The sequence below is a fragment of the Haoranjiania flava genome, assembly GCF_025631005.1.
Taxonomy (GTDB): Bacteria; Bacteroidota; Bacteroidia; order Chitinophagales; family Chitinophagaceae; genus Haoranjiania; species Haoranjiania flava.
The window spans coordinates 203,307-229,184 of sequence record NZ_JAOTPL010000003.1; the positions used below are offsets into that span (position 1 = coordinate 203,307).

General features: G+C 43.5%; 21 protein-coding genes. 15 read left to right on the forward strand and 6 right to left on the reverse strand.

The annotated features are described in order from the left end of the window. Window positions 1-483: 483 nt before the first annotated feature. The 6 genes from OD355_RS03730 to corA all read left to right on the forward strand — a co-directional run bounded on the left by OD355_RS03730 (window position 484) and on the right by corA (window position 7,692). Window positions 484-1,509, forward strand: a complete 1,026-nt coding sequence (locus OD355_RS03730; RefSeq protein WP_263037110.1) for a rod shape-determining protein — start codon at window positions 484-486, stop codon at window positions 1,507-1,509. A gap of 93 nt (window positions 1,510-1,602) precedes the next feature. After that, window positions 1,603-2,502, forward strand: a complete 900-nt coding sequence (mreC, locus tag OD355_RS03735) for a rod shape-determining protein MreC (RefSeq protein ID WP_263037111.1) — start codon at window positions 1,603-1,605, stop codon at window positions 2,500-2,502. Further along, on the forward strand, window positions 2,502-3,035 hold the full coding sequence (locus tag OD355_RS03740; RefSeq protein WP_263037112.1) for a rod shape-determining protein MreD: 534 nt from the start codon (window positions 2,502-2,504) through the stop codon (window positions 3,033-3,035). The genes mreC and OD355_RS03740 overlap by 1 nt, the downstream gene beginning before the upstream one ends. Window positions 3,036-3,115: 80 nt before the next feature. Continuing rightward, window positions 3,116-5,233 (forward strand): penicillin-binding protein 2, encoded by a 2,118-nt coding sequence (mrdA, locus tag OD355_RS03745; protein ID WP_263037113.1) that lies wholly within the window; start codon window positions 3,116-3,118, stop codon window positions 5,231-5,233. A gap of 3 nt (window positions 5,234-5,236) precedes the next feature. After that, complete coding sequence (rodA, locus tag OD355_RS03750) at window positions 5,237-6,580, forward strand: rod shape-determining protein RodA (RefSeq protein ID WP_263037114.1); 1,344 nt, start codon at window positions 5,237-5,239, stop codon at window positions 6,578-6,580. Window positions 6,581-6,600: 20 nt separating this feature from the next. Beyond that, window positions 6,601-7,692, forward strand: coding sequence for a magnesium/cobalt transporter CorA (gene corA / locus OD355_RS03755; RefSeq protein ID WP_263037115.1), 1,092 nt, complete (start codon window positions 6,601-6,603; stop codon window positions 7,690-7,692). A 451-nt stretch (window positions 7,693-8,143) separates the two neighbouring features. Here the strand turns inward: corA and OD355_RS03760 are convergent, their stop codons facing one another. Beyond that, window positions 8,144-8,848 carry an SDR family oxidoreductase gene (locus OD355_RS03760; protein WP_263037116.1) on the reverse strand — a complete coding sequence of 235 codons (705 nt, stop codon included), beginning with the start codon at window positions 8,846-8,848 and terminating at the stop codon, window positions 8,144-8,146. Window positions 8,849-8,857: 9 nt separating this feature from the next. Next, complete coding sequence (gene manA / locus OD355_RS03765; RefSeq protein WP_263037117.1) at window positions 8,858-10,066, reverse strand: mannose-6-phosphate isomerase, class I; 1,209 nt, start codon at window positions 10,064-10,066, stop codon at window positions 8,858-8,860. Window positions 10,067-10,118: 52 nt separating this feature from the next. Here manA and OD355_RS03770 point away from each other — a divergent pair, with 52 nt between their 5' ends. Next, a complete protein-coding gene (locus OD355_RS03770; RefSeq protein WP_263037118.1) occupies window positions 10,119-10,469 on the forward strand; it encodes a YraN family protein in 351 nt (116 codons plus the stop codon). A 23-nt stretch (window positions 10,470-10,492) separates the two neighbouring features. Then, window positions 10,493-11,395 carry a site-specific tyrosine recombinase XerD gene (gene xerD, locus OD355_RS03775; RefSeq protein ID WP_263037119.1) on the forward strand — a complete coding sequence of 301 codons (903 nt, stop codon included), beginning with the start codon at window positions 10,493-10,495 and terminating at the stop codon, window positions 11,393-11,395. Window positions 11,396-11,450: 55 nt separating this feature from the next. On the opposite strand, the gene OD355_RS03780 is transcribed toward xerD, so the two are convergent. After that, on the reverse strand, window positions 11,451-12,266 hold the full coding sequence (locus OD355_RS03780) for an enoyl-ACP reductase FabI (RefSeq protein WP_263037120.1): 816 nt from the start codon (window positions 12,264-12,266) through the stop codon (window positions 11,451-11,453). A gap of 103 nt (window positions 12,267-12,369) precedes the next feature. On the opposite strand from OD355_RS03780, the gene pnuC reads away from it, so the two are divergent. Beyond that, window positions 12,370-12,996: a nicotinamide riboside transporter PnuC gene (gene pnuC, locus OD355_RS03785; protein WP_263037121.1), complete on the forward strand. Its 627-nt coding sequence runs from the start codon at window positions 12,370-12,372 to the stop codon at window positions 12,994-12,996. 59 nt (window positions 12,997-13,055) lie between these two features. Here the strand turns inward: pnuC and OD355_RS03790 are convergent, their stop codons facing one another. Beyond that, window positions 13,056-14,933 carry a vWA domain-containing protein gene (locus OD355_RS03790; protein WP_263037122.1) on the reverse strand — a complete coding sequence of 626 codons (1,878 nt, stop codon included), beginning with the start codon at window positions 14,931-14,933 and terminating at the stop codon, window positions 13,056-13,058. Window positions 14,934-15,342: 409 nt separating this feature from the next. Between OD355_RS03790 and OD355_RS03795 the strand changes: the two genes are divergently transcribed. From OD355_RS03795 to OD355_RS03805, 3 genes are all read left to right on the forward strand, one after another. Further along, entirely contained in the window at window positions 15,343-15,921 is a 579-nt protein-coding gene (locus OD355_RS03795; protein WP_263037123.1) for an RNA polymerase sigma factor, read from the forward strand. Then, window positions 15,914-17,161, forward strand: coding sequence for a carboxypeptidase-like regulatory domain-containing protein (locus OD355_RS03800; protein ID WP_263037124.1), 1,248 nt, complete (start codon window positions 15,914-15,916; stop codon window positions 17,159-17,161). Before OD355_RS03795 ends, OD355_RS03800 begins: the two co-directional genes overlap by 8 nt. A 71-nt stretch (window positions 17,162-17,232) precedes the next feature. Beyond that, window positions 17,233-19,719 carry a TonB-dependent receptor gene (locus OD355_RS03805; RefSeq protein ID WP_263037125.1) on the forward strand — a complete coding sequence of 829 codons (2,487 nt, stop codon included), beginning with the start codon at window positions 17,233-17,235 and terminating at the stop codon, window positions 19,717-19,719. A gap of 45 nt (window positions 19,720-19,764) precedes the next feature. Here the strand turns inward: OD355_RS03805 and OD355_RS03810 are convergent, their stop codons facing one another. Together OD355_RS03810 and OD355_RS03815 are read right to left on the reverse strand one after the other, a co-directional pair. Continuing rightward, the gene (locus tag OD355_RS03810; RefSeq protein ID WP_263037126.1) at window positions 19,765-20,472 is read right to left on the reverse strand and encodes a YjjG family noncanonical pyrimidine nucleotidase; all 708 of its coding nucleotides are present in this window, start codon (window positions 20,470-20,472) and stop codon (window positions 19,765-19,767) included. A gap of 113 nt (window positions 20,473-20,585) precedes the next feature. Continuing rightward, window positions 20,586-22,328, reverse strand: a complete 1,743-nt coding sequence (locus OD355_RS03815) for a hypothetical protein (protein WP_263037127.1) — start codon at window positions 22,326-22,328, stop codon at window positions 20,586-20,588. Here OD355_RS03815 and OD355_RS03820 point away from each other — a divergent pair, their 5' ends adjacent. The 3 genes from OD355_RS03820 (at window position 22,329) to OD355_RS03830 (ending at window position 25,851) form a co-directional block, all read left to right on the forward strand. Next, window positions 22,329-23,714 carry a dihydroorotase gene (locus OD355_RS03820; protein WP_263037128.1) on the forward strand — a complete coding sequence of 462 codons (1,386 nt, stop codon included), beginning with the start codon at window positions 22,329-22,331 and terminating at the stop codon, window positions 23,712-23,714. 363 nt (window positions 23,715-24,077) lie between these two features. Next, the gene (locus OD355_RS03825) at window positions 24,078-24,506 is read left to right on the forward strand and encodes an META domain-containing protein (RefSeq protein WP_263037129.1); all 429 of its coding nucleotides are present in this window, start codon (window positions 24,078-24,080) and stop codon (window positions 24,504-24,506) included. A gap of 10 nt (window positions 24,507-24,516) precedes the next feature. Next, on the forward strand, window positions 24,517-25,851 hold the full coding sequence (locus OD355_RS03830) for a MutS-related protein (RefSeq protein ID WP_263037130.1): 1,335 nt from the start codon (window positions 24,517-24,519) through the stop codon (window positions 25,849-25,851). The last annotated feature ends 27 nt before the right edge of the window (window positions 25,852-25,878 follow it).

Sequence of the window (25,878 nt, forward strand, 5' to 3'; positions counted from 1 at the left end):
GATCACACTTATACACCTCCACTTCTTTGCGTACGCCTTGGCGCACTCTGCGAGAAAATTTTATTGCTGTGCATCAATTGCAAATTTTTGTTTCACGCGAAGGCTGCAAAGTTTTTTGCGCGAAGATCGCAGAGAGAAATTCTCTCTACATTTAGATTGTTCCCGCTTGAGGTTTCTTCTGCCCGAGGAAAAGCTGACGTGTTTCCACTTGCCCCGCGCGGAAGTATGAAGTCAAGTCACTGGATGAGATAACTTAAATCCTGAATCCTAATTCAATTTAGTAGAAGCTGCCAATCAACTTCCAGGTTTCCAACTTTGTTAAATAAAAAATAATCCCTTCAATGATTTGAAATAATGATGTAAAATTGCGTAGGGAACAAAATATGCAAAAAAATACATATTTCAAAAACTCATTTTGGAAATTTCAGGAATATTGGTTCATTTTGCATACTCAAAACAATACAAAAAGACGTAACTACAATAATGGGACTATTTAATTTTTTTACCCAGGAGATAGCAATGGACTTAGGTACTGCCAATACGCTGATCATACACAATGATGAGATAGTGGTAAACGAGCCTTCCATTGTAGCGCTGAACAGGAACAATCCTAAAGACGTAATGGCAGTGGGTAAAAGAGCTTTGCTGATGCACGAAAAAACGCACGAAAGCATCAAAACCATCCGCCCGCTGAAAGATGGCGTAATAGCAGACTTTAACGCAGCCGAGCTCATGATCAGGGAACTCATCAGGATGCTGCATCCCAAAAAGCCGCTGATACCGCCAAGCTGGAGAATGCTTATCTGTATTCCTTCAAGCATTACCGAAGTAGAGAAACGTGCTGTAAGAGACAGTGCCGCACAGGCCGGCGCTAAAGAAGTATATCTCATAGATGAGCCGATGGCTGCTGCTATCGGTATCGGCATAGACGTGGAAGAGCCCGTGGGCAACATGATCATTGACATAGGCGGCGGCACTACCGGCATTACGGTGATTGCCCTGGCCGGCATTGTGTGCGATCAGAGCATCCGCATTGCGGGCGATGAATTTACGGCAGATATTATGGAAGCATTGAGGCGCTACCACAGCCTGCTGATAGGCGAGCGTACGGCCGAACAGATCAAAATAGAATTAGGCGCTGCACTCAAAGACCTTGACAACCCGCCGGACGACCTGCCGGTAAGCGGCCGCGACCTGGTAACAGGCGTGCCTAAGCAGATCATGGTAAGCTACCAGGAAGTTGCAGAAGCATTGGATAAATCTATTTTTAAAATTGAGGAAGCTATTTTGCGCGCGCTGGAAACCACGCCGCCTGAGCTTTCCGCGGATATCTATCGCAGAGGCCTGTACCTTACAGGCGGTGGGGCATTGCTGAGAGGGCTGGATAAAAGGTTAAGCCAGAAGATAAAACTTCCGGTACATGTAGCCGACGATCCGCTTAAAAGCGTGGTACGCGGTACCGGCATCGCTTTAAAAAATTACCAGAGATATCCATTCATTATGCGATAATAAAATTTAAAATTTATAACCAAAGTCAAAAGTGAAATGCCATTAAAAAAATTTCTGCTTTTGACTTTTTAATTTACCTTTCCGCTACCTGGCATGCGCAACATTATCTTATTTATAAAAAAATATTTTACCTTCTTCCTGTTTGTTTTGCTGGAAGTTTTAAGTATTTCTTTTTTGATAAGGTACAATGATTCCTATGCTGCTGTTTATTCAAATGTTTTCAACGAATATGTAGGCAAAATACAGCGCAACTACAACGACCTGCAGTACTTTTTTGATCTTAAAAAAACGAACAAAATACTGGTTGAAGAAAACGCGAGGCTGAAAGATATGTTGCATAAAACCTTGTATCTGACAGACACGTTAAACACTGACAGCACAAGGGTTCTGACCGACTCGCTTGTACGCGATACATCCGGCAGGAGATTTTATCAGCAGTTTGCATACATACCCGCCAAAGTGGTAAATAACTCTGTGACCAACGAAAATAATTACATCACTGTGCAAAGAGGCAGCGACGATGGCATCGCGGCGGATATGGCGGTGGTATGCCCCACAGGTATTGTGGGAAAAGTAGTTTCTGTCAGCAAGAACTTTGCTATCGTAATGGGCCTGCTCAATCACAACAGTAAGGTGAGCGCCATGTTCCTGAAAAATAACTATACCGGTTATGTGGAGTGGAACGGCAAGTCGCCGGACTTTGTACAATTCAGAAATATTCCCAAAACCCTGGATGTAAAACCGGGCGATACAGTGGTCACCAGCAACGCATCAGGAAGCTTCCCTGCAGGGGTGGTGATTGGCCGCATACATTCAGTAAAGCGCGATCCTTCTACCAGCTTTCATCAGCTGGAAGTAAAGACAGGGGCCAATTTCAGGACTTTGCAATATGTTTATATTATCAAAAACCAGCTATTTAAAGAACAGCGCATGCTGGAAGATGCCCAGCGTCTGAAAGACCTGCATGCTGCAGGCGCACAACAGAAAAGATAATGAGTGTATTATTAAAAAATATTATCCGGTTCATTCTTTTTATTCTTGTACAGGCATTTGTGCTGGACAAAGTACCGCTGTTGCATCAATACATCAAGCCCTGGCTATACCTGCTTTTTATCTTATGGCTCCCCTTTGACATATCGCGCAACTGGCTGCTGATCATCAGCTTTGTTTTCGGGCTGGTAATGGATATGTTCTCAGGCACGCCCGGTTTGCATGCCGCATCCTGTGTGATGATCGGCTTTGTGCGCCCCTTTGTTTTAAACGCGCTGCTGCCGCACGAAAAAGTAGAGATCACTTATTTTGAGCCGAGCGTACGAAGCATGGGCCTGCCGCAGTACACCATCTACCTGCTGATACTTACGTTTATTCATCATGTGGTGATTGTATTGATAGAGTGGATGCAGTTTGGTAATTTCTTTTACTTCATAGGAAAGGTTACGCTATCCACTATAGTGAGCATAGGCCTTATGCTGATTGCCGAGATGATCACTTTTCGCAAGGCCAGGTTCAGGACAAATGCCGAGTAGAAACTATAACAAACAATTGCGTTTGCTTTCCCCGTCTTTTCTTCTATTTTTGTAAAAACGATATATCAAGATTTTTTTGAATGATCAATCCGCAACGTTTACAGGTACGCAGCAAAATAATCACAGCTATTATGGTGGCGCTGTTCGTCATCATATTTTTTCAGTTGATGAACCTGCAGCTGTTTTCCAAAAACCTGCGCCTGCAGGCTGAAGGAAATGCAATTTACCGCAAAGTGATATACCCGGACAGGGGCATCATTTATGACCGAAAAATGAAGCCTATACTTACCAACCAGGTCTCCTACGACCTGATGGTCGTGCCTGCCGAAGCTCGCAGGGGAGTAGATACTTTCGCACTCTGCAATATCCTGGGTATTGATACTGCGCAGTACAGGGAGCGCATGCTTACCGCTATCATCAAAAACGGCAACTACCGGCAGGGTTCTTTCGAGCCGCTGCTCACGCCGCAGATGTATGCAGTGCTCAATGAGAACCTGTACAAGTTTCCCGGTTTTTATTTGCAGGACAGGCCTATGCGTTCCTATCCATACAAAGTGGGCGCTAACATTGTAGGCCGGTTGGGAGAGGTAGATGCGAAGTACCTGGAAGAGCACCCTGAAGAAGGCTACCAGTCGGGCGATTATAAAGGTGTTGCCGGGCTTGAATTCACGTATGAAAAAGTATTGATGGGCCAGCGTGGCGTGCAACAATTGCTGCGCGACAACAGGTCAAGAATAATAGGATCATTCGACAACGGCGCTTATGATACCGTGGCCATAGCGGGAAGGAATCTTTATACCAGCCTGGACATAGAATTACAGGAACTGGGTGAAAAACTTTTTAAGCACAAACTCGGCTCAGCAGTGGCCATCAACCCAAAGACCGGCGGCATACTTGCTATGGTCACTGCGCCAAACTTTGACCCCAATCTTCTCTCTCCCAGCCAGAGAAGAAAGAATTATGGCCGGTTGATATTAGATACGGCCAGGCCCATGTACAACAGGGCGATGCAGGGTACATATCCTCCGGGATCTACATTCAAGCCTCTGGGCGCGCTGGTAGCACTGGAAGAACGGGTAATAACGCCCGGCTACGGCTACGGTTGCGGGGGAGCATACTTTGGCTGCCGGGGCATTCGTGTAGGTTGCACACACAGAAATCCGGGGCATGCCTCTAACCTGCGTGTAGCACTGGCAAACTCGTGCAACTCTTACTTCAGCCAGCTGTTTAAAATTGTGGTGGAAAATCCCAAATACAAATCAGATAAACTGGGCTATGTAAAATGGCAGCAATATATGAACTCTTTCAGCCTTGGCGTGAGAACCGGCATTGACCTGCCCGGTGAATACAAAGGCAACATCCCCGATACATCGGTGTACAACAAAGATTACGGCAACCGGTGGGTGGCATGTAATATGATCACGCTGGGCATCGGGCAGGATAAGATGACTGCTACGCCTTTGCAGATGGCCAACAGTATGTGCATCATTGCCAACAAAGGCTATTACTACGTGCCGCATATTGTAGACAGCATACAGGAAGAAACCATTGCCGATACAGTATATATGGCTAAATACCGTAAAAAGCATGCTGACCTGCACATTGCCGATACTGCCTACGAAGTGGTAAAACGAGGCATGGCAGACGTGGCCACATTCGGTACTGCTGCAAGGATAAAGGTGCCCGGCCACCAGATAGCAGCTAAAACAGGTACGGCACAAAACCCTCACGGCCAGGACCACGCTTTGTTTGTGGCATTTGCACCCGTTGACAACCCCAGAATAGCTATTGCCGTAGTAGTGGAAAATGCCGGCTACGGCGGTACATGGGCTGGTCCCATTGCTGCGTATATGATGGAGAAGTACCTGAACGATACTTTATCGGCAGAAAGCGCTAAGAAGGCAGAAGAATTTTCGAAGGTAGATAAAATACCTGCAGAAATTAAACGCTGGTACAAAACCAGGGACTCTGCATCTTATTCAAGGCAACAAAAGAGCATGGCAGACAATGTAGATAAAGATCCGCTCACGGGCAGGGAACTTTCTTATACAGAAAACCAGGTGGCAGTGATCAAGAGAACTTTTGATCCGGAAGCAGAGCGGGGAAATAAAAATACGGGCGGGCAGGGCAATACCATTTACAGGCAGCCGCCTGCTGCAATCATAGAGCATAAAGATACATCAGGAAAAAGACGATAACACATGTACCGCGAAGAAAGTAAATTATCAAAAGGAATAGACTGGGTAATGGTATGGCTTTACGGTATGCTGGTTGCCATTGGTATTCTTTGCATTTTCATGGTAGAGTACGATCCTGACAGCAACTGGGCATCTTCTTTTTTCTCGGGCAATACCAATTATAGCAAACAGCTGATATTTGCTATTGTAAGCGCCTTTTTTGCCACGCTGATCTTATTGAGCGATAGTAAGCTGTATACATCTTTTGCCAATCTTTCTTATCTGCTGGGTTTATTTTTAATGATCCTCACTTTTATGATCGGTAAAAATATCAGCGGCTCCAGGAGCTGGATACCTCTGGGCGGGGGCTTTAATCTTCAGCCGGCAGAAGTGTGCAAAATTTTTACATCGCTTGCTCTGGCGAAGTATCTTTCCATGCAGGACCTGGACTTCTCAAAGATGAAATCGCAATTGATAGCAGTAGGTATTGCCATGCTTCCGGCATTGCTTTCGATCTTGCAGAATGAGACCGGGCTTGCCCTGGTGTACTGCGGTTTTTTTATAGTCATGTTCCGCGAGGGCCTGCCGCCGTGGATACTGATCGTAGGTTTTTCTTTTGCCGTATTGGTAATAGCCACCTTACTGGTAGACCCTAACACGCTGGCTGTAATACTCTCGCTGATTGCCCTCGGCGTGATCTGGTTTATGAGAAGAAAAATAAAGCGCAACCGCAGCCTGCTGCTGGCAATCTTATTGATGTGGGCTGCATGTGTGGGCACACAACGCTTTGCCGTGCCATATATTTTTAACAACGTACTGCAATGCTACCAGACTACCAGGGTGTATGCTATGGTGGGCAAACCTTACGATTGCAGCCTCAATGCCCATGCCCAAAAACGCGAGGCTCAGGATAAAAAAGTAATGCAGCCGGACGATTACAACGTACGCCAGAGCAAGATTGCCATCGGTTCGGGCGGGCTTACGGGCCGGGGATTTTTAAAAGGCACGCAAACGCGCGGTAAGTATGTGCCTGAGCAGCATACAGATTTTATTTTTACTTCCGTAGGCGAGGCGTTTGGTTTTCTGGGGTCAGTCGCTTTCTTAGGTGTTTTCCTGATGCTTTTGTTGCGCATTCTCAGGGCAGCAGAGCGGCAACGCAGCGCTTTCAGCCGTATTTACGCTTATTGTGTGGCAAGCATTTTATTTATGCATATTGCCATTAATGTATGTATGACCATCGGGCTTTTTCCTGTGGTGGGCATACCGCTGCCGCTGATCAGCTACGGCGGCTCTTCCCTGCTTTCGTTTACCATACTTATTTTTATTCTGATAAGGCTTGATGCAGACAGGAACATGGTTTTAAGATAAACCGTTAAAACACAATATTCATGGGCATTACAGATACTATTTCAAATACCTTGTCTTTTCTGAAGCTTGGGGAATCCCGAAAAATATTTTATAATAATCCCATCAACAACCAGCTCCGGCAGGATGTAGAGCACACCTACATTAAGGCATATGAATATAATGAGCAGGAGCTCATAGAGCATGAGTTTGCCTCTGTGCAGGAATGTGCACGATTAAAAGATTCCAGGTACAATGTATGGCTGAATATTGAAGGATTAAAGCGCGATGAAATAAAATTCATCGCGCAAACTTTCGGCATCAACGACCTGGTGGAAGAAGATATTTCCAGCATCGGCCACAATGCCAAAATGGATACCTTTGAAAATTATATTTACTGCCTTGTTTACATGCTTTCCTACAACAATAACCGTTTCTTTATAGAGCAGGAACAGATCTCCATTATCTGCGGCAGAAAATTTGTGATCACTTTCCAGGAGGAGCACGGTAAAGATGCTTTCGGAAAATTAAGGTTAAGGCTGCAGAACAAAGACAGCAAAGTGCGGCTCAACAGTATTGATTTTCTTTTTTATGAATTGCTGGATGCGATTGTAGATGATTATTTTTATTTAATGGATAAGCTCTCCATGCGCATTGAAACGGTGGAAGATGAAATCCTCAACAATCTAAACAAGCGGTCTTTTGCCAAGATCATTTTTTACCGCCGTGAGATGATGATCCTGCGCAGGAACATTTATCCCTTTCGCGATATCATCACTGTGCTGATGCGCAATGAAGACAGCTTTTTTAATAAAAGAACCCTGCGCTACCTGAAAGATGTAAGCGACCATATAAACCAGGCCAGGGAAATGGTGGAAAACTACCGGGAATCTATCTCCAACATCCAGGACCTGTACCTTAACCAGGAAAATAACAAACTAAGCCGCTCCATGAAAGTGACAGCGATTGTTACCTGCCTGCTGGCGCCGGCAACCGTTATCGGCGGCATTTTCGGCATGAATTTCAAATACATCCCCTTCCTCAACAACCCTTATGCATTTTACATAGCCATTGCCTTTATGCTGTTGATACCTGTGTATATGATCTATGTGTTTAAAAAGAATGGCTGGTTTTAATAATGTTGTTGGATGGTTTGCAGTTCCTGCCAGATTATATTGTGTGATGGTGATTGTATTGCAGGGACGCGCCTCGAGGCGCGTCCCCACATTGAAATTATATGATGAAGCCCTCGAGGCGCGTTCCCACATTGAAATTATATGATGAAGCCTTCAAGGTGCCTTCCCACATTGAAATTATATGATGAAGCCCTCGAGGCGCGTTCTACATTTGAAATTACATGAGGAATGCTCGAGGCGCGTTCCTGCATTGAAATTATATGATGAACACCTCGAGGCGCGTTACTGCATTTGAAATTATATGATGAAGCCCTCGAGGCGCGTTCCCACATTTGAAATTATATGAGGAATGCTTGAGGCGCGTCCCACATTGAAATTATATGATGAATGCTCGAGGCGCGTCCCCACATTGAAATTATATGATGAAGCCCTCGAGGCGCGTTCCTGCACATTACAAATCCCCCAATTGCGGACGTAACACAATGTCTTCTATCACCGCCTGTGGTGATAACTGCGTAGCCGCATAGATCATTTTCGCTACATCATCAGCCTGCATAATGCGGCCGGGGTCAACGCCGGAACCTGCCCAGCTATCCGTCATGACAGCGCCGGGGTATACGCCGCAAACCTTGATGCCAAAGGGTCTCAGCTCTTCGCGTAAATTTTTGGTAAAGCCAGCCAGCGCATATTTGCTGATACTGTAGCTGCCGCCGTTTGCATAGGCAGTAAGCGACGCAATGGAACAAATATTAAAAATAGCGCCGCTTTGCTGTCGGATAAATTGTGGTGCCAGCATACGCGTGAGATGATACGCGCTCATTAAATTGATGTTGAGCATTTTTTCCAGTGTGCCTTCCGGCTCATTGTATACACTGCCGGGAAGGAAAGTGCCGGCATTGTTTACCAGCACATCAACCGGCTTACCAAAGCTTAAAATAAAATCTGCAAATTGTTGTAGCTGCTGCTTATCGCCTACATCGCAGCAGCGGCAGTGCACCTGCGTTTCAGGATATTGAGCAGAAATTTCCGCTGCTGTTTTCTGCAGCGCTGAAATGTTTCTTGCACAAAGAAAAAGCGTATGCTTATTGTCCCTGGCAAAGGCAGATGCAATGGCTTTCCCAATTCCTTTGCTTGCGCCGGTAATGATGATCTGCATAGGTAAAATTTATGGAACAAAAGCTTTGTACACAACGCTGTTCCCGGTTTTGGATGTAATTCTAAAATCGCTTGCCGGCAGCACGGCTATTGCTTCTCCGCGTTTTGCATCGATCTTTTTGCTACCTGATTCTACCGTGATATCACCTTCTAATACAAACAATATTTCCAGTGAACCGGTTTGCAGTTGTATCGTTTCGTTTTCGCCTAACGTGATCTCGGAAATGCCAAAATCCGGCACCGGGCAGTTGAAGATTTTTTCATTCTTATTAAGCTGCGGCTGCAGCGCTTTAGGCACTATGCCTTCAAACGAAGTATGCTTCAATAGTTCAGGCACGTCTACATATTTAGAAGTAAGGCCGCCGCGCAACACATTGTCGCTGTTGGCCATCAGCTCTACGTTCTGGCCTTCAAGATATGCGTGAGGCAAACCCGCACCCTGGAATATGGCTTCTCCCTTTTCTGCTTTTACAATGTTAAAGAAATAGATTGAAAAAATCCCTTTGTCCAAATCGCCCGGCTCTTCGGATTTATTTTCTGCAAACAATTTTTGTATCCAGTATTCCGGTTTGGATTTATCGCTGGCTTTGTTGGACAATATATTTTTCACAAGCGGTAAAAGCATGGTGTTTACTTCGTTCTGCGGCATCTCCATTACATGCTGGTACAAACCTTTTGTACCTTTTTCTTTAAAAATATTTTGCAGCGGATGAAACGCCTCAACTTCATTTAATACCTGTGCAATCTTTTCCTCAGTCTTGAATCCGTGCAACAGCCAGAACTCGCTTAGCGCAATCATCACTTCCGGTTTATGGTTCCGGTCTTTATAATTTCTATTGGCGGCATTAACAGGTGTGCCTTTTTTTTCTTCCGCATCAAACCCTTTCTCTGCCTCGCTTTTGGTAGGATGCACCTGTATGGAAAGCATTTTCTTTACGTCGAGTATTTTCAGCAGGTAAGGCAATTCGCCGAACCGCTCCTGTACTTTTTTACCTATGAACTTTCCGGGATCATTTTTTATAAGTTCATTCAACGGCCGCTCTTCACTATTGCAAATAAGTATTGACGGGGCTGATGCATGAGCGCCCATCCAGTATTCAGCGCAGGGCTGTTTCCCGTTATTCTCAAATTGTAAAAGTTCAGGAAGGTAATCAGTTCCGCCCCAGTCGTAATGTTGTACTTTTCCTTTTAAAAGAAAAATATTTTCTTGCTGTTCCATAAATAAAATTTGCTGCAATTTACAACACAAAAATTAATTCTAAATTTGACTGATGAGCAACAGGATCACTGGCAATAGCGGCGAAGGCCTGGCTGTAGAATTTTTACAGCAGAAAGGATTTGTGATCCTGGAAAGAAACTGGCGCCACAAATTTGTGGAAATTGATATTATTGCTTCGCAAAACGGTGTACTGCATTTTATAGAAGTTAAAACCCGCACCAGTACAACGTTTGGCTACCCGGAAGAAAGTGTTTCGAAGAAGAAAATGGAACAGATGAAAAAGGGCGCTGAAGAATACCAGTACCGTAATCCACAATGGAAATTGGTATGTTTCGATGTGCTTGCGATTAATATGTATAAGGATAAGATTGATTATTGGTTCAATGAAGATGTGTACTTTTGATGCGCACATCATTAATTTCTTTCATGTGGCAATCTGAGATAAACGGATACAAGTCTTTCCTGCAGTTGGAAAAATCATTGAGTGCAAACTCGGTGGAATCTTACCTGCGCGATGTGCGCAAGCTTACAGCTTATTTGCAGGAGAAAAGCGGCGCTGCATCGCTTGATAAAGTTGATCACACTTTGCTTCAGGGCTTTATACATCATATAGCTTCTTCCGGCATGAATGCCAAAAGCCAGGCACGCACCATTTCGGGCATCAGAAGTTTTTTTAAATATTGTGTGCTGGAAAAGATCATAGACACCGATCCGGCTGTATTGCTTGAATTGCCTAAGATACAGCGCACATTGCCCGACGTGCTTAGTTTTGAGGAGATTGAATCCATGATCAGCCAGGTAGACAGGAGCCGGCCTGACGGCGAAAGAAACAAGGCCATCCTGGAAGTAATGTATAGCTCAGGATTGCGTGTAAGCGAAGTAGTAAACCTGCAATTCAGTTGGCTGTACCTGGACATAGATTTTATCAAGGTCACCGGCAAAGGGGATAAGCAGCGGCTTGTACCGATCGGCGCTGCAGCCAGCAGGCAAATTCAGCTTTACATGGAAACCACTCGAAAGCAGGCGAAGGCGGCTAAGGGTTATGAAGATTATGTATTCCTGAATAAGAACGGCAAGAACCTTTCGCGCGTGTATGTATTCACGCTGATCAAAGATCTGGCATTGGCAGCAGGAATTAAAAAAAATGTTTCGCCGCATACTTTCCGCCATTCATTTGCCACACACCTGATAGAGGGCGGCGCAGACCTGCGGGCGGTACAGGAAATGCTGGGGCATGAAAGCATTACCACCACAGAGATCTACACCCATATAGATAAGCACTTTCTTAAAAGAACTTTGGAAAATTATCATCCCGCGTTTAAACGCTGATTAAAAAAAGGGACAGCGTGTGCCGTCCTTGTATAAATTGTTTTAAAGAATTTTTTTATTGCTTTTCCATTTGCTGAATCACAGTCTGGGTAACACCCGTGCTGCTGTAGCCGCCATCGTGGAAAAGGTTTTGCATGGTGACATATCTGGTAAGGTCGCTGAAGAGCGTTACCACGTAATCTGCGCATGCATCTGCATCTGCATTACCCAGCGGGCTCATCTTTTCGGCAAAGTCCATAAAGCCGTCAAAGCCTTTAACGCCGCCGCCTGCAGTAGTCCTGGTGGGTGATTGGGAAATAGTGTTTACGCGCACTTTGTTTTTAATGCCGAAGTGGTATCCCCAGCTTCTTGCAATGCTTTCGAGCAGCGCTTTGGCATCAGCCATTTCGCTGTAGTCAGGAAATACGCGTTGTGCAGCAATGTAAGTAAGCGCCGCAATGCTGCCCCAGTCGTTCATGGCATCTTTCTGGTAAGCAGCCTGCATTACTTTATGAAAGCTGATAGAAGAAATGTCCATTGTTTTTAAAGTAAAATCATAATTCAAGTCTGTGTATGGGTTGCCTTTGCGCATGTTCATACTCATGCCTACGCTGTGCAGTATAAAATCTATTTTACCGCCAAAGTGCTCTACAGACTTTTCAATCAGATTGTTGATGTCGGAGAGGTTGGTGACATCAGCACCGATAACGGGAGCGTTGATGGCTTCGGCCAGTTTGTTTATTTCCCCCATTCTCAGAGCGATGGGTGCATTGGTAAGCACTATCCCGGCGCCTTGCTCGTGGCATTTCAATGCTACTTTCCAGGCAATGGACTGGTCATTGAGCGCGCCGAAAATAATACCTTTCTTACCTTGTAATAAATTATGTGACATAGTGTTTGTTACAGCTTGTTTTAAATGTTTATGGCAAACAAAAATAGTGTTTTTTGTGTAAATACTTATATTCGCTGCTCAATTGAAATCACAAACCACAAGCATGGCGTTGCAGGAAGTATTTAGTTTTTTATGGAAGAATTGGTTAGAGGTCGCCGGCGTTATTTGCGGTGTGCTTTACCTGGTGCTGATCATTAAAGAAAATATCTGGTGCTGGATCTTTGGTATTCTAAGCTCACTGATTACAGTGTTTATTTATTTTGAAACCAAATTATACCTGGAGGCTGTGCTGAATGTGTATTACATACTCGCGGGTTTGTACGGATGGTATTACTGGAACAGGAATAAATTACAGAATACGGAGTCGCCGCCTGTGGTTGAATATGGCATTAAGGCACACCTGGTTAATATTTTACTTTGTACGATTATCACTATCGGCGTGGGGCATTTAATGGATATGTATACAGATTCTCCGCGGCCTTACATAGATACTGCTATGACGGTATTTGGCGTAAGCGCTACGGTGCTCGAGGCGCGTAAAGTCTTATCTGCGTGGATATACTGGTTTGTATTGAATGGTTGTAGTATCTGGTTGCAGGTAGACAGGCATCTTTATTTTTACGCAGCGCTTTCCGTATTCTTTACGGGCATGTGCATAAAAGGCTACATCGAATGGCGAAAGAGCTACATCGCTGTACGTCTGCCTGATCAGGGCAATAGGCTTTCATAAAAAAGTTGCAAAGCATGCAGTAGTTTGCATACTTTGCAACCGGAATTTAAAAGTTTATTCTAATCTATACCGTGTACCCCTTTGGGCATTTCCTTGCTGTTTAATTTCTCAGATTTTTGTATGAGTTGGGTAAATTCGTACCTGTAGCCTTCCTCATCTTTGCCGAGAGCATTTTTAGCCTGCTCAAATGCTTTGGTAAACGAGTAATCGCCTTTGAACTTTGAGTTGGAAAGTATCTGCCCGAAACCCGCAACTGCGCTGGCAAAGCGAAAATTTTCAGATGCATTACCCAGAGCTTTCTTTACAGAGGAAATACTTTCCGTGATCAGTTGGCTTTTATTGCCATCGGGTTCCTTGTAGCGTAGCTTTACAGTAGCCAGCTCTGCAGAATTATTTTTTGGTGTGTTTTTGTTTTGATATTTTAAAGCATCAACATCTTTCAGCAAACCGGTTTTCACTCCTGCGGGAATTATTTCGTAGAATGCAGTCACCGTGTGGCCGCTGCCGATTTCACCCGCATCTTTGGCATCATCGTTAAAGTCTTCATTGTTCAATAACCTTGTTTCATAGCCCACCAGCCTGTACCCCTGCACCTGTGCCGGATTAAACTCCAGTTGAAATTTTACATCTTTGGCAACGGTAAACAATGTGCCGCCGAATTCGTTGATAAGTACCTTGCGCGCTTCGGTAATACCGTCTATGTATGCATGGTTGCCATTGCCTTTCTGGGCGAGGATCTGCATTTTATCGTCTTTATAGTTGCCCATGCCATAGCCCAGGATCGTAAGGAACACACCGCTTTTTCTTTTCTCTTCGATCAGTTTTTCCAATGCTGCATCGCTTGTCTGGCCTACATTAAAGTCTCCGTCTGTACAAAGTATGATCCTGTTGTTGCCGCCTTTGATAAAGTTTTCCTGTGCAGATTTATATGCCAGCTCTATAGCTGCGGATCCATGCGTAGAGCCACCTGCAGTCAGTCGATCGATGGCGTCTTTGATCTTTATTTTTTCTTCGCCTGATGTTGCCGGCATAAGCACCGATGTATTGCCTGCATAGGTTACAATGGTTACCTTATCTATTGCGCGCAACTGCTCTGTCAGTAGTTTCATGGATGCCTGCACCAGCGGAAGTTTATTGGCCGGGTACATGCTTCCACTCACGTCAATTAAAAACACCAGGTTAGATGCAGGCAGCTTTTCAGCAGGTATCTTTTTTGCTTGCAGGCTTACCATCATCAGCCCATGATCAAGGTTCCAGGGTGCGGCGGCATATTCTGTATAAACGCCGAAAGGCTTCTTGCCAGTAGGTTTCGGATAATTGTAACTAAAGTAGTTGATCATCTCTTCCACTCTTACGGAGCCATCAGGAGGCATCATGCCCTGGTTGATAAACCTGCGCACATTGCCATAAGAAGCTGCATCTACATCTAAGGAGAAGGTGGAAAGCGGGTTGTTTTTCACGCTTTTAAACTCGTTCTCATCAGTAGCCGCATAGCCTTCTGTATTGTAGTTATAAGGTTTAGAAGGCATTACGCCATAGTAGCCAATATTATTTGTGCCCCTGATTGAAATATGCGGGCTTGCGCCGGTGATATCGGCTTTTTTTTGTATGCCATAGCCAACCAAAACAACATCGTTAAGCCGTGCTTCGGCAACAGTTGATAGTATAACAGGGTTGTGCAAGCCGGACACTTTTACCTCCCTGGTTTGGTAGCCTACGGAGGAGATCACTAATACATCAGTTGATTTGGCAAGTATGGAAAAGTTTCCAAGGCGGTCTGTAGTAGTTCCTTTTTTACTGTTTTTTATAATTATGCTGGCGCTTACTATAGGATTTTTTGCGCTGTCAATTACTTTTCCATGATATTTCTTTAGTTCCTGGGCAAGTAAAGGGCAGGCGAATAGTAAGAATGCGCTAAAGATGATGATATTTTTCATGTGTATATATTTTAGTGCGCCGCTTTGCGGCTGTTTTTAATGGTCACATGGAATAGCCTTTATTCATTCGCGGTTGGTATGCAACTTTGCTTATGGCTATTTCATGTGTATATATTTATTTGTTTTTTCAGTTGCCACATGGAATAGCCTTTATTCATCCGCGGTTGGTATGCAACCTTGCTTATGGCTATTTCATGTGTATATATTTTATTTGTTTTTCAGTTGTCACATGGAATAACCAATTTTTTAAATTTAATACTCATTCCCGGTTGGTATAGATTCTTAATCTTTATGGCTATTTCATGTTAAAAATATTTATTGATTTTATAAGTAGATGCATGAAAACCCATGATTACATAATCCTTAAAAAGTTTTTTAGAAAAAATATTGCACTTAATTTTGAACCAGGTTGGCTGTACTCAGAAACATATCAGAATCTTCCTCGTTGTCGGATGAAGAATTGCTGCAAACATTCAAACAAAATCATGATCAGAATGTTTTGGCAGAATTGTATTTGCGTTATTACGAGCTGGTGTATGGTGTGGCGCTTAAATATTTGCCAGGTGCAGAAGCGGCGAAAGATGCGGTAATGAATATATACACGGAGCTATTGCAGAAGTTGCCCGGGCAACAAATTCGCAGCTTTAAAAGCTGGCTATATGTTTTTGTTAGAAACCATTGCTTAATGCAATTAAGAACAGATAAAAAAATGCCCGTAGATCATGATGAGCCGGAAACGTTTATGCAATCGGGTAATTTTTTGCATCATGATGATGAGAATGATAAGGAAGCAATTTTTAAACTGCTGGAAGATTGTATAAAAAAACTCCCGGAAGAGCAAAAGCAGAGCATAGAACTGTTTTACCTGCAAAGCAAAAGCTATCAAGAAGTAGCAGACAAAACCGGGCATGAATGGAATAAAGTAAGAAGCCTGATACAGAACGGAAGAAGAAATTTAAAAATATGCATGGAAAAAAATAATGAGTAAAAAGCCTCATAAGAACTATACGCAAGAAGATATTGAAAGATATTTCAGCGGCCAAATGTCGGCAAAAGAAATGCACGATATAGAGGCGTACGCGCTGGAAGATCGGTTTTTGTCTGACTCGATGGAAGGCTATGAAAACAATTTAAATCCTGTAACCGAAGCTCATTTAAAAGAAATAAAAGAAAAAATTTTATTGTCTCCTGCAGCAGGAATTGTTCCTGTAAATAAATCAACAAAATGGTGGAAGTACACATTAGCTGCCAGCGTGCTGCTATGTGTTATTGGCGCAGTATATCTTGTATTTAATCACGGCCGGAAAGAAAATATGGCAATATCTGACCAGGCGCCAGCCCTTACCAAACAATATATTGACACAACGGAAGCTATAGATAACCTCTTAATAGCAGAAAATGCTGATACTGCAATTCCACATCAAAAAGATGCTATAGCAATAAAAGGCGCGCGGCAAAAAAAAACGGCTACAGATGCAGCATTATCGACAGTGCCGGAAGAAACATTCATTGAAAAATCGTTACAGGGTAAGGCTCCCGGGATTTCATCAGAAAGAAGGCAACTGAAAGTTCAGGTAAAAGATGATAATAATAATCCACTGCCTAACGTTTCAGTGTCGGTTAAAAATTCAGGTGGGGGTGTGCTTACAAATAATAACGGAGAATTTTCTATTCATATAAATAATAACGATACACTATTGCTCAGCAGCCTTGGACATGAGCGAAAGGAAATTCCGGTTGCTGCCATCGGGAAAGATATTGTGCTTCAGCCAGGCAGATATGCAGCGGATGAGGTTGTTGTGGTAGGTTATAGCACTCAAAAAAAATCGCGTATTACAGGCGCTTTACCGCAAAAAGATGTATATCAAAAAAGAGAATCATCAGATGATGCTTTAGCGGCAAATGTGGGCGGCGTCCGGAACCAATCAAATAAAAGAAAGGATGAGTCTGTGAGAATGAGAGGATATGCTCCAGTAAAAACCACCGAGCCAATGGTGCTTATTAACGGAAGAGTAGCGTCAATCACGGAAATGAAAGCTTTAAATAAAAAAGAGATTACTTCAATAAAAATTTTAAAAGCTGCGGAAGCTATGGCTATTTATGGCTCCAAAGGTATGAACGGCGTGATAATTATTACTACTTCTTCTGAAGTACGAAAAGATACTTCCGTGAACCGTGCAAATATGAAAAAAGATAGTTTGCCCAGCCTTCTCAACTCTTCAAAGTAATTTTTCCCGATTTCGAAACAGATTGTTTTTTAATCTCTACAAATTTGCGCTCAGAAAAAACAAATCTAGAAATGAAGAGGTATTTATTAGCAGTGCTGAGCCTGCTGTTGTGTATAAATTTATCAGCTCAGAAAAATGGCAGAAGCATCACAGGAGAAGTTATGAACGCCGAAGGCGAACCTATGGGCGCTGTAAAGGTATCTGTCAGGGAATTAAATAAACAAACGCTTACAGACAATAATGGTAATTTTTCTTTTACCGGATTGTATTCAGGAAGGTACCATGTAGAAGTAGAAATGCGCGGCTATGTGAAAGAGGTTGTGCATGCTGATCTGCGTGTACAGAAAAGTATTGCATTAACAATCATGCTGGCAGGAGAAAATGAGCATCTCGACGATGTGGAAGTTTTCGGGGAGCGCAACAGGCGCCCGAAAGGCCTGGAGACCATTACGCGCATGCCTTTAAAACCATCTGACCAGATACAAACCATTTCCATTATTTCCCATAAGCTCATCAAAGACCAAGGTGCATTGACGCTTACAGATGCCGTGCGCAATATCCCCGGCGTTACATTGTTTGGCAGTTACGGAGGTGTAAAGGAATCTATGTCTACACGTGGTTTCCGTGGCGTACCTGTATTGAAGAATGGCGTACGCATTGACGGTCAGTTCCAGACGGCTTCCGGCGTAGTAGATATGCAGGGCGTGGAGTCTATACAAATGATCAAAGGCGCTGCTGCTATTACGCAGGGTGTGATCACCGACCTGGGTAATGCCGGTGGTGTGATAAATGTAGTAACCAAAACCCCCAACTTTGTCAATGCAGGAGAGATAGGCATACGCGCAGGAAGCTGGGGACAGTTCCGCCCGACCTTTGATGTAGAAACGGTTTTAGACAGGAAAAAAAACGTTTCCTTCCGCATCAACGGCGCTTATGAAAGGGCAGACAGCTATCGCAGCTATGTAAAATCAAACAGGGTGTATATTAATCCTTCTTTTGCCTGGAAACCGGGAGAAGACACTAAAATTATCCTGGAAGGAGATTTCTTAAACGACAATCGTACGCCGCAGACATCTGCTGTGAACCTTCACCCGCTGCAAAGCGAAAATGCATTGTATATACTTCCCTACAACAAGTTTTTAGGGATGAGCACAGACAACAACAATACCAAGACAGGTAGTATTACTGCTCGCCTTGAGCACCGGCTGTCTGACCAGTTCAGTGTACGCGCCTTGTATGCAAGTTCGCTCTACGAAGTAGATAACCAGTCTACCTCTGCTACACTGATAAAAGATGCAGATAATAAATACAATACTTTTGCCCGCAGGATGTCCCGTAGTTTGCGCAATGATAAGAATAAAGTTTTCCAGGTAGACTTTATAGGTCAGGAGCTGTATACAGGCAGGGTAAAGCATACAGCTCAGGCAGGTTTCGACTATAGAATATCTGACGTGTTTACCACCACTTATGCCGGCAAACTTTCCCCGTTAGGAAAAAATATTCCTTTCGGCGTAGCCAATGCAGCCAACATTGACACAATCAATATTTTCAATGATTATGCAAATGACCTGGAACGCGTAGTGTACAAAGATGATAATGGGCAATTGCAAACAGGGAAGTCAATAGCTTTTACCGAAGGAAATAAAGTGCCGGCTTATTACAGTACTTTCGGGATACTGGTGCAGGACGTTATAGAATTTAATAAATACGTGAAACTGGCATTAGGCTTACGTTACAGCGAAATCATCACAAAGAGCTTTACTTCAAATAAGCATACATGGGGCTCTGCATGGAACCCGAGCGCAGGCATTATTGTTTCGCCATTAGAAAACGTAAACCTGTTTGCCTCTTATACCAATTCTACCAGCCTGAGAAGTGAAGCAAACTTAATGAGCAATGGCGAAAAGATCGGGCCGTCAACAACAGAGCAAATTGAAGGAGGCATTAAGTCAGACTGGCTGGACAACAGGCTGCGTTTTAACCTTACTTATTTCCACATTTTCACATCTAATCTTTCCAATACAGAATATGTTCCGGGCACAAACCAGGCAACCGGCTATTACTACAAAGCCGGCGACCTGTTGCGCGATGGTATTGAGACTGAACTGAATGGCCGTGTGATGCCAAACCTTACCGTGGTGCTTGGCTATGCATACCTGAATGCACGCTATAAGAATTCTCCCTCTTATGTAAACGGGTCTGCACCTATGAATGCGCCAAAGCATACAGCTAACGGGTGGGTGCAATATGTTGTGGATAAAGGAGCGCTCAACGGGCTGTCTATGAGTGTTGGTGCGTATTACGTAGGAGAACGCCCGATAAATGAGTACAGCCTGCAACCTGATGCGCATGGCAACAATGCAGGCGTGGAGCCTTTCAATATGCCGGCTTATTATACACTCAATGCACAGTTGGGCTATAGGATCAGGAACTGGGATCTGAAAGTGTATATGAACAACCTTACAGACCAGGTAGGTTTAAATTCTTATTTCCGCGGTGGCTACATTAACCAGATTGACCCCAGGAACTTTGCAGCAGCAGTTTCATACAGGTTCTGATCCGGGATATCAAAAGTGATGGTAAAGTAAAAATTGGAAGAGGTTTTAAAAAATCTCTTCCAATTCTTTTAAGTGGGTAATGGTATAGGTAGGCTGTATATCACCAGGCTCGGCATTGATATGGTTTACAAATACAGCATCCATGCCGCAGCCCAGGGCGCCGGAGATATCAGCATCCAGGTTATCGCCTATCATAATGCTGTCGCACGTAGCGCAACAGGTGGTAGTAATGGCGTATTCAAATATTTCTTTCTTAGGCTTCAGGCTGTTACTGCGTTCGGAAGTAATCACATGATCAAAATATTTTTCAAGCCCTGAGCTTTTCAGCTTCTTTGCCTGGACGGCATTAAAACCATTGGTGATCAGTGATAGCGGATAGTTTTTTTCTTTGAGATAGTCAAGTATTTCAAAGGTATAGGGGAATACATTTTTCTGGTTGGGAAGTTCTTCCAGGAAGTCTTCGCTCATTTTCCTGGCCAGTTTCTCATCACCGATTTTATATTCCACCATAGCGCGCCACATTCTTTTCCATCTTAGCTCTTCCTGTTTAATGAGGCCTTTGGTATACCTGTCCCATAAAATAGCATTGTGATGGCTGTATCGTGCAAAGAAGCCATCAAAATCATCAATGCCTTTTTCATGCAATTGATTGATGCCGAATGCCAATCGCATCGCCTCTTTGGCGTTTGTTTCAAAATCCCAGAGAGTATGGTCAAGATCAAAAAAAAGATATTTGTATTTTTTCCTGTTCATGCAGCGTGAAGGTAATGGTATTTGGTTTTATTGTAAACAATTAACCCTGCGACCCGCTGTATCAGTGTTGCAGGGTTTGATATGGTAAATATCAGGTGACCATTCGGAGTTGCTTACCACAAAAAGTCTTTGTCCCTGCGTGCCATATTCCAGCGGAGCCCGGCAGAGATCCATTTGGTCCTGTTATCAGGCAGGCCGGCAACTTTATAGTTGCGGATGGTGGCATTTACATCAAAAAATAAATTTTGTATCAGTTCATACGAAGCAGTGAAAGAGCCTATAAGCGCGGTGTTGAGAATGCCATGGCCCACTTTATATCCTTCCTCTGCTTCTCTGAAATCGTTGTAATTCCTGAACAGGTCACCGCCATTGTTGGGCGAATAATACGCAGTTTTGTAAGAAGCGCTATCCAGCCCTTTCTTGTAGGCGATCAGCGTGGCGTTGAGATGTAGTTTTGGTATGGGCTGGTAATTGATTATGCCTATCACCTCCTTAAAATTTGCACTCAGGGGATGCGCCAATGGCTGGTTGTAATGCAGGTAATTGTTCTGCGCCCATTTATCCATGTAGGTAAAAGGCCTTATCAGGTTGCCTTCCAGTTGCAGGTCTAAATTTTTTATGGTGAATGCATCTGTGTACTTACCGCCTAACTGCCAGCCGAACTTATTCACCCATGGGCCGTTGGTTTTAAGTACTTTGTTAAAATGAAATTCATTGATCAGCCACTGGCCGTACACCTGGTAATGCCTGGCAAAGTTTGCCTTGAAATCCAGGCCAATGCTTGATTTGGCGCTATTGCCCATGTGCGAGGAATAAGCGCGGTTAAACATCACCGGGTTAAAGAAACCCACCTGCATGCCGCCATTGATCTTGCTGTTAAACATAGTATTTTCATAGAAACCTACATTCAGCCAGTCCGTAGGTTGCCAGCTCAGGTAATGAAACATCATATAGTTTCTTGGCAGCGTGGAATCTTTATCCCGTGCACTGTTCAGGTAGGGAGCAATAGTTTGCGCCGCTGCAGCAGTATACCTGAACTTGCCCGCCTGTACATTCATTTTCAGGAAAGGGTATGGCGCGCTGAAATCGCTCAGGAAGGTAGTCCGGTAGCCGTTGCCAATAAAAAACCTGTCGTGGCCTATATGAAAATCCACGTAATTGCCGGCATGAAATGTAAGCCCGCCCCGGATGTCCCAGAAGTCATAGCCATCACTGTTTTTGCCGAAATATTTATAGTAGCCTTTATTAGGCAGCGCCCTGTGTGCAGCCGTATAATCCCTCACATACAGCGGATCTCTTTCCTGGTTGTCATTCAGGTGAATGTAGAAGCCGAACCTTCTGTCTACCTGTCCCCTGATCCTGATGCCCCTGGTGTTTACAAATGTGGTTGTACCGGTAGCGCGGCCGTACTGAAGGTTCAGCAGCGGATCTATTACCAGGCTGTATTTTTCACGCTTATCAACGGCGTAAAGATGGGCAGGCGTCTGAAACAGTTTTTTCAGGAATGGTTTATCCACCTTAAAGGAGTCGTAGTAATTTTGCGTCCATTCGGAGTTATTCATCAGCATGCTGCGGATATTATACCTGTCCACATTGGTAAGCACATCATCCAGCAGGCCCAGTTTATCCAGCGAATCTATCAGTTCTATTCTTTCAGTCATTCTTTTTCGGTCAAAAGGTTTAACTGTTGTAAATTGCATTACAGAATCGCCGCGGAGTTTAATGTCTAAACGATTGATCAATCGTGTTTGTTTATCGTGTAATTCTATGTTGTCTGTTTGCGCGTGGGAAGCAAGGCAGAAGCCTGACAATAAAACAACGCCAAGCAGTTGCTTAAAGAAATAATTTTTACGCATATGAATGATTATATTATAAAAAATATACAAATCGTAAACGAAGGTAAATCAATAAATGCTGATTTGCTGATCAGGAATCAGAGAATTGAAAGAATCTCGCAGAATATTAACGTTAACTTTAAGGTCAAAGAAGTTGATGGCGAAGGGCTTCATCTGCTGCCGGGCGTGATCGACGACCAGGTGCATTTTCGCGAGCCGGGCCTTACTCATAAAGCCAGTATTTATACAGAGTCAAAAGCAGCAGTAAGAGGCGGTGTTACTTCTTTTATGGAAATGCCCAACACAATGCCGCCGGCGTTTACCCATGTCTTGCTGGATGATAAATACCTTACTGCACAAAAAACATCACTGGCAAATTATTCTTTTTACCTGGGCACTTCTAATGATAATATTGAAGAAATATTAAAGGCCAATGACAGGAAAAACGAGATTTGCGGTGTGAAAATTTTTATGGGGTCTTCTACAGGCAACCTGCTGGTAAATAACCCGCTTGCACTGGAAAAGATTTTTTCAGGAAGCGAGTTGCTGATAGCCACGCATTGCGAAGAAGAATCGGTCATCAAGGCCAATTACGAAAAACTAAAAGCCCGGAAGGGTAAGCTGGAGCCGGCTGACCATCCGGTGATCCGCGATGAGGAAGCATGTTTTGAATCATCTTTCAAAGCGGTGCAATACGCTAAAAAATTCGGCAGCCGCCTGCATGTATTGCATATCTCCACAGCAAAAGAGTTACAGTTGTTTACCAATATGCTGCCGCTGGAAGATAAAAGAATAACTGCCGAAGCCTGTGTACATCACCTGCATTTTTCAGCAGATGATTATGAAGATTTTCATTACCAGATCAAATGCAATCCCGCCATTAAAGAAGCATCCAATAAGGATGCTATATGGAATGCCCTGCTCGACGGCAGAATTGATGTAATTGCTACCGACCATGCACCGCACCTGCTTAGCGAGAAAAGTTTAAAGCGCGATCCGCGCGGCACCATATGCATGCAGAGCGACGCTTCATATGAACAGGCAAGCGCCGGCCTGCCGCTGGTGCAGCATTCATTGCAGTTGATGCTTCATTATGTACACAAAGGAAAGATATCTCTTGAAAAGGTAGTGGAAAAAATGTCGCACAATGTAGCTGCCTGCTTCCAGGTAAAAGATCGCGGCTTTATCCGGGAGGGATATTTTGCTGACCTGGTGTTGGTGAACATGAATAAGAAAGAAGAAGTATTGCCCGAGAATATTTTGTATAAATGTCAATGGAGCCCGCTGGAACATTTCACGTTTTCTTCAACCATTGATAAAACTTTTGTAAACGGCCATCTCGTTTATGGAAATGGTGTGTTTGATGAATCTTATAAAGGAGAACGATTATTATTCAACAGAAAATAAAATCGGTATGAAATAATCATTTCGCTTTAGCCGCTACCAAACGCGAATGAGTATTGAATTCATGAAATAACCATAAAAATTAGGAATCTATGCCAACCGGGAATGATAATAAAGTATTAAGGTTTTGGTTATTCCGTGTGGCAACTGAAAAAACAAATAAATACACACATGAAATAACCATAAGCAAAGTTGCATACCAACCGCAAATGAATAAAGCTTATTCCATGTGGCCATAAAGAAAAAATTAAAAATACACACATGAAATAACCATAAAGATTAGCAATCTTTACCAACCGAGGATGATAATAAAGATTAAGGTTTTGGTTATTCCGTGTGGCAAACAGAAAAATTAAATATTAACACATGAAACAAATTGTTTTAGTGACAGCAGCAGTAGTCATCTGCAGTATTTTCTGTAACGCTTGCAGCAAGCAGGCAGGCTCTTCTCAACCACTGGAATCAAAATGGATGGTGACAGAAATGCCTGGCTTTACTAAAGAAGAATTGATGAAAGTAAATGCCCATATTGATCTTCGCAACCCTGAAAATTCAACAGGGAGCCTGGATTGCAATCATTTATTTTGGAAAACCACGACAAAAAACAACGGCACAATTGCCTTTTCCCAGGTAAACTATACCTATAAGTACTGCGAAGGGCAGATGGCCATGGAAAGTAAGTTTGTGGAGATAGCGCCGTCCATTACAAGTTACAAGCTTGAAGGCCATTTTCTTTATTTGTATGATAAGCAGGGTAAGCAACTGATCAAAGCCATTAACCCGGCCTGGGATTAAAACTACAGTTATGCAAATAGACAGAACCACACTGACCGACCTGGGTATTTTTTCTAAAATTGAAGAAGAAAGTGTTTTGCATTTGCTGGACTACACACGCACCACCGGCGGGCGCGACTGGCTGAAGTTCTTTGTCAGCAACCCGTTTGACGATATTGGTAAAATACACACCACACAGCAGATACTGAAAAAGTTCATGGAAAAACTCCCTGAATTTCCCGCGACGATTACCAATGGTACCATGATGGTGCTCGATAAATATTATGAAAGCCCTATAGCATCTATTCCTCACAGCGCCGGCGCTATGGAAACTTTTTTCTATACATTCTTCAACAGGGGAGATTATGTGGTAGCCCGCTACTCAGTAAAGCATATGCTTTCCTTTATCAAAGGCATGTATGAGCTTATAGAATTGCTTGATGATGACGATAACCCGCTAATTTTAAAAGTGACTGTAGACAGGGCTAAGATGCTGCTGGCAAAGCCGCTGTTTCAAAAAATAAAAAACTACCACAACGATAGGAAAATTCCTGCTTCGGTGATTATTGAAGCAGGCTTTTACTTCTACAGGTCAAAGAACGACGTGCGCGAACTGGAAACCATATTTTATAAAATGGACGCATGGTACAGCATGGCACAAGCCTGTATTCGCCACGGTTTTAGCTTCCCGGAGGTGGTAGAAAGCAACCGCCCTTATATTACCGCACAAAATCTCTGGCATCCTTTGCTGGTAAACCCGGTAGGCTATGATTTTTCTATTTCAGAAAAAAATAATTTCATGTTCCTTACCGGTGCAAATATGGCAGGCAAGAGCACCTTTATACGTGCTGTGGGCATCACGGTTTACCTGGCCAGCATTGGCATGGCTGTGCCTGCGGATAGCGTCAGGATAAGCAGGTTTGACGGTTTGCTTAGTAATATTGATATCTCCGACAACACGCTGAAAGGTGAAAGCTATTTCTACAACGAAGTACAGCGCATCAACAAGACCATTGATAAAATTACAGACGGCAAGAACTGGCTCATTCTTATAGATGAATTGTTTAAAGGCACCAACATACAGGATGCTATGAAATGCAGTACAGCGGTGATAGAAGGTTTCCGCAGAATTGAAAATGCGTTGTTCATTTTATCTACCCACTTATACGAGATCGGGGATAACCTGAAGCAGTATCCGAATATCCAGTTTAAATACTTTGAAACGGAAGTCGGTGAGGACGATTATCTTAAATTCAGCTACAAACTTAAAGACGGTATCAGCAACGACCGGCTGGGATATCTGATCCTCAGGCGTGAAGGTGTGGTGCAAAAGCTGAATACGTTAAATAATATGACATTGGAGTGACAGTTCGCCCACGCCAACAAAAAGTTA

Coding starts and splice junctions, on each gene's coding strand:
- rodA (WP_263037114.1), top strand. CDS start 5,237: ATGTACCGCGAAGAAAGTAAATTATCAAAAGGAATAGACTGGGTAATG.
- OD355_RS03805 (WP_263037125.1), top strand. CDS start 17,233: ATGAAGAGGTATTTATTAGCAGTGCTGAGCCTGCTGTTGTGTATAAAT.
- OD355_RS03730 (WP_263037110.1), top strand. CDS start 484: ATGGGACTATTTAATTTTTTTACCCAGGAGATAGCAATGGACTTAGGT.
- OD355_RS03760 (WP_263037116.1), bottom strand. CDS start 8,848: ATGCAGATCATCATTACCGGCGCAAGCAAAGGAATTGGGAAAGCCATT.
- OD355_RS03770 (WP_263037118.1), top strand. CDS start 10,119: ATGAGCAACAGGATCACTGGCAATAGCGGCGAAGGCCTGGCTGTAGAA.
- OD355_RS03830 (WP_263037130.1), top strand. CDS start 24,517: ATGCAAATAGACAGAACCACACTGACCGACCTGGGTATTTTTTCTAAA.
- corA (WP_263037115.1), top strand. CDS start 6,601: ATGGGCATTACAGATACTATTTCAAATACCTTGTCTTTTCTGAAGCTT.
- OD355_RS03820 (WP_263037128.1), top strand. CDS start 22,329: ATGAATGATTATATTATAAAAAATATACAAATCGTAAACGAAGGTAAA.
- OD355_RS03780 (WP_263037120.1), bottom strand. CDS start 12,266: ATGTCACATAATTTATTACAAGGTAAGAAAGGTATTATTTTCGGCGCG.
- OD355_RS03810 (WP_263037126.1), bottom strand. CDS start 20,472: ATGAACAGGAAAAAATACAAATATCTTTTTTTTGATCTTGACCATACT.
- OD355_RS03790 (WP_263037122.1), bottom strand. CDS start 14,933: ATGAAAAATATCATCATCTTTAGCGCATTCTTACTATTCGCCTGCCCT.
- OD355_RS03815 (WP_263037127.1), bottom strand. CDS start 22,328: ATGCGTAAAAATTATTTCTTTAAGCAACTGCTTGGCGTTGTTTTATTG.
- manA (WP_263037117.1), bottom strand. CDS start 10,066: ATGGAACAGCAAGAAAATATTTTTCTTTTAAAAGGAAAAGTACAACAT.
- OD355_RS03740 (WP_263037112.1), top strand. CDS start 2,502: ATGAGTGTATTATTAAAAAATATTATCCGGTTCATTCTTTTTATTCTT.
- xerD (WP_263037119.1), top strand. CDS start 10,493: ATGTGGCAATCTGAGATAAACGGATACAAGTCTTTCCTGCAGTTGGAA.
- OD355_RS03825 (WP_263037129.1), top strand. CDS start 24,078: ATGAAACAAATTGTTTTAGTGACAGCAGCAGTAGTCATCTGCAGTATT.
- OD355_RS03800 (WP_263037124.1), top strand. CDS start 15,914: ATGAGTAAAAAGCCTCATAAGAACTATACGCAAGAAGATATTGAAAGA.
- mreC (WP_263037111.1), top strand. CDS start 1,603: ATGCGCAACATTATCTTATTTATAAAAAAATATTTTACCTTCTTCCTG.
- pnuC (WP_263037121.1), top strand. CDS start 12,370: ATGGCGTTGCAGGAAGTATTTAGTTTTTTATGGAAGAATTGGTTAGAG.
- mrdA (WP_263037113.1), top strand. CDS start 3,116: ATGATCAATCCGCAACGTTTACAGGTACGCAGCAAAATAATCACAGCT.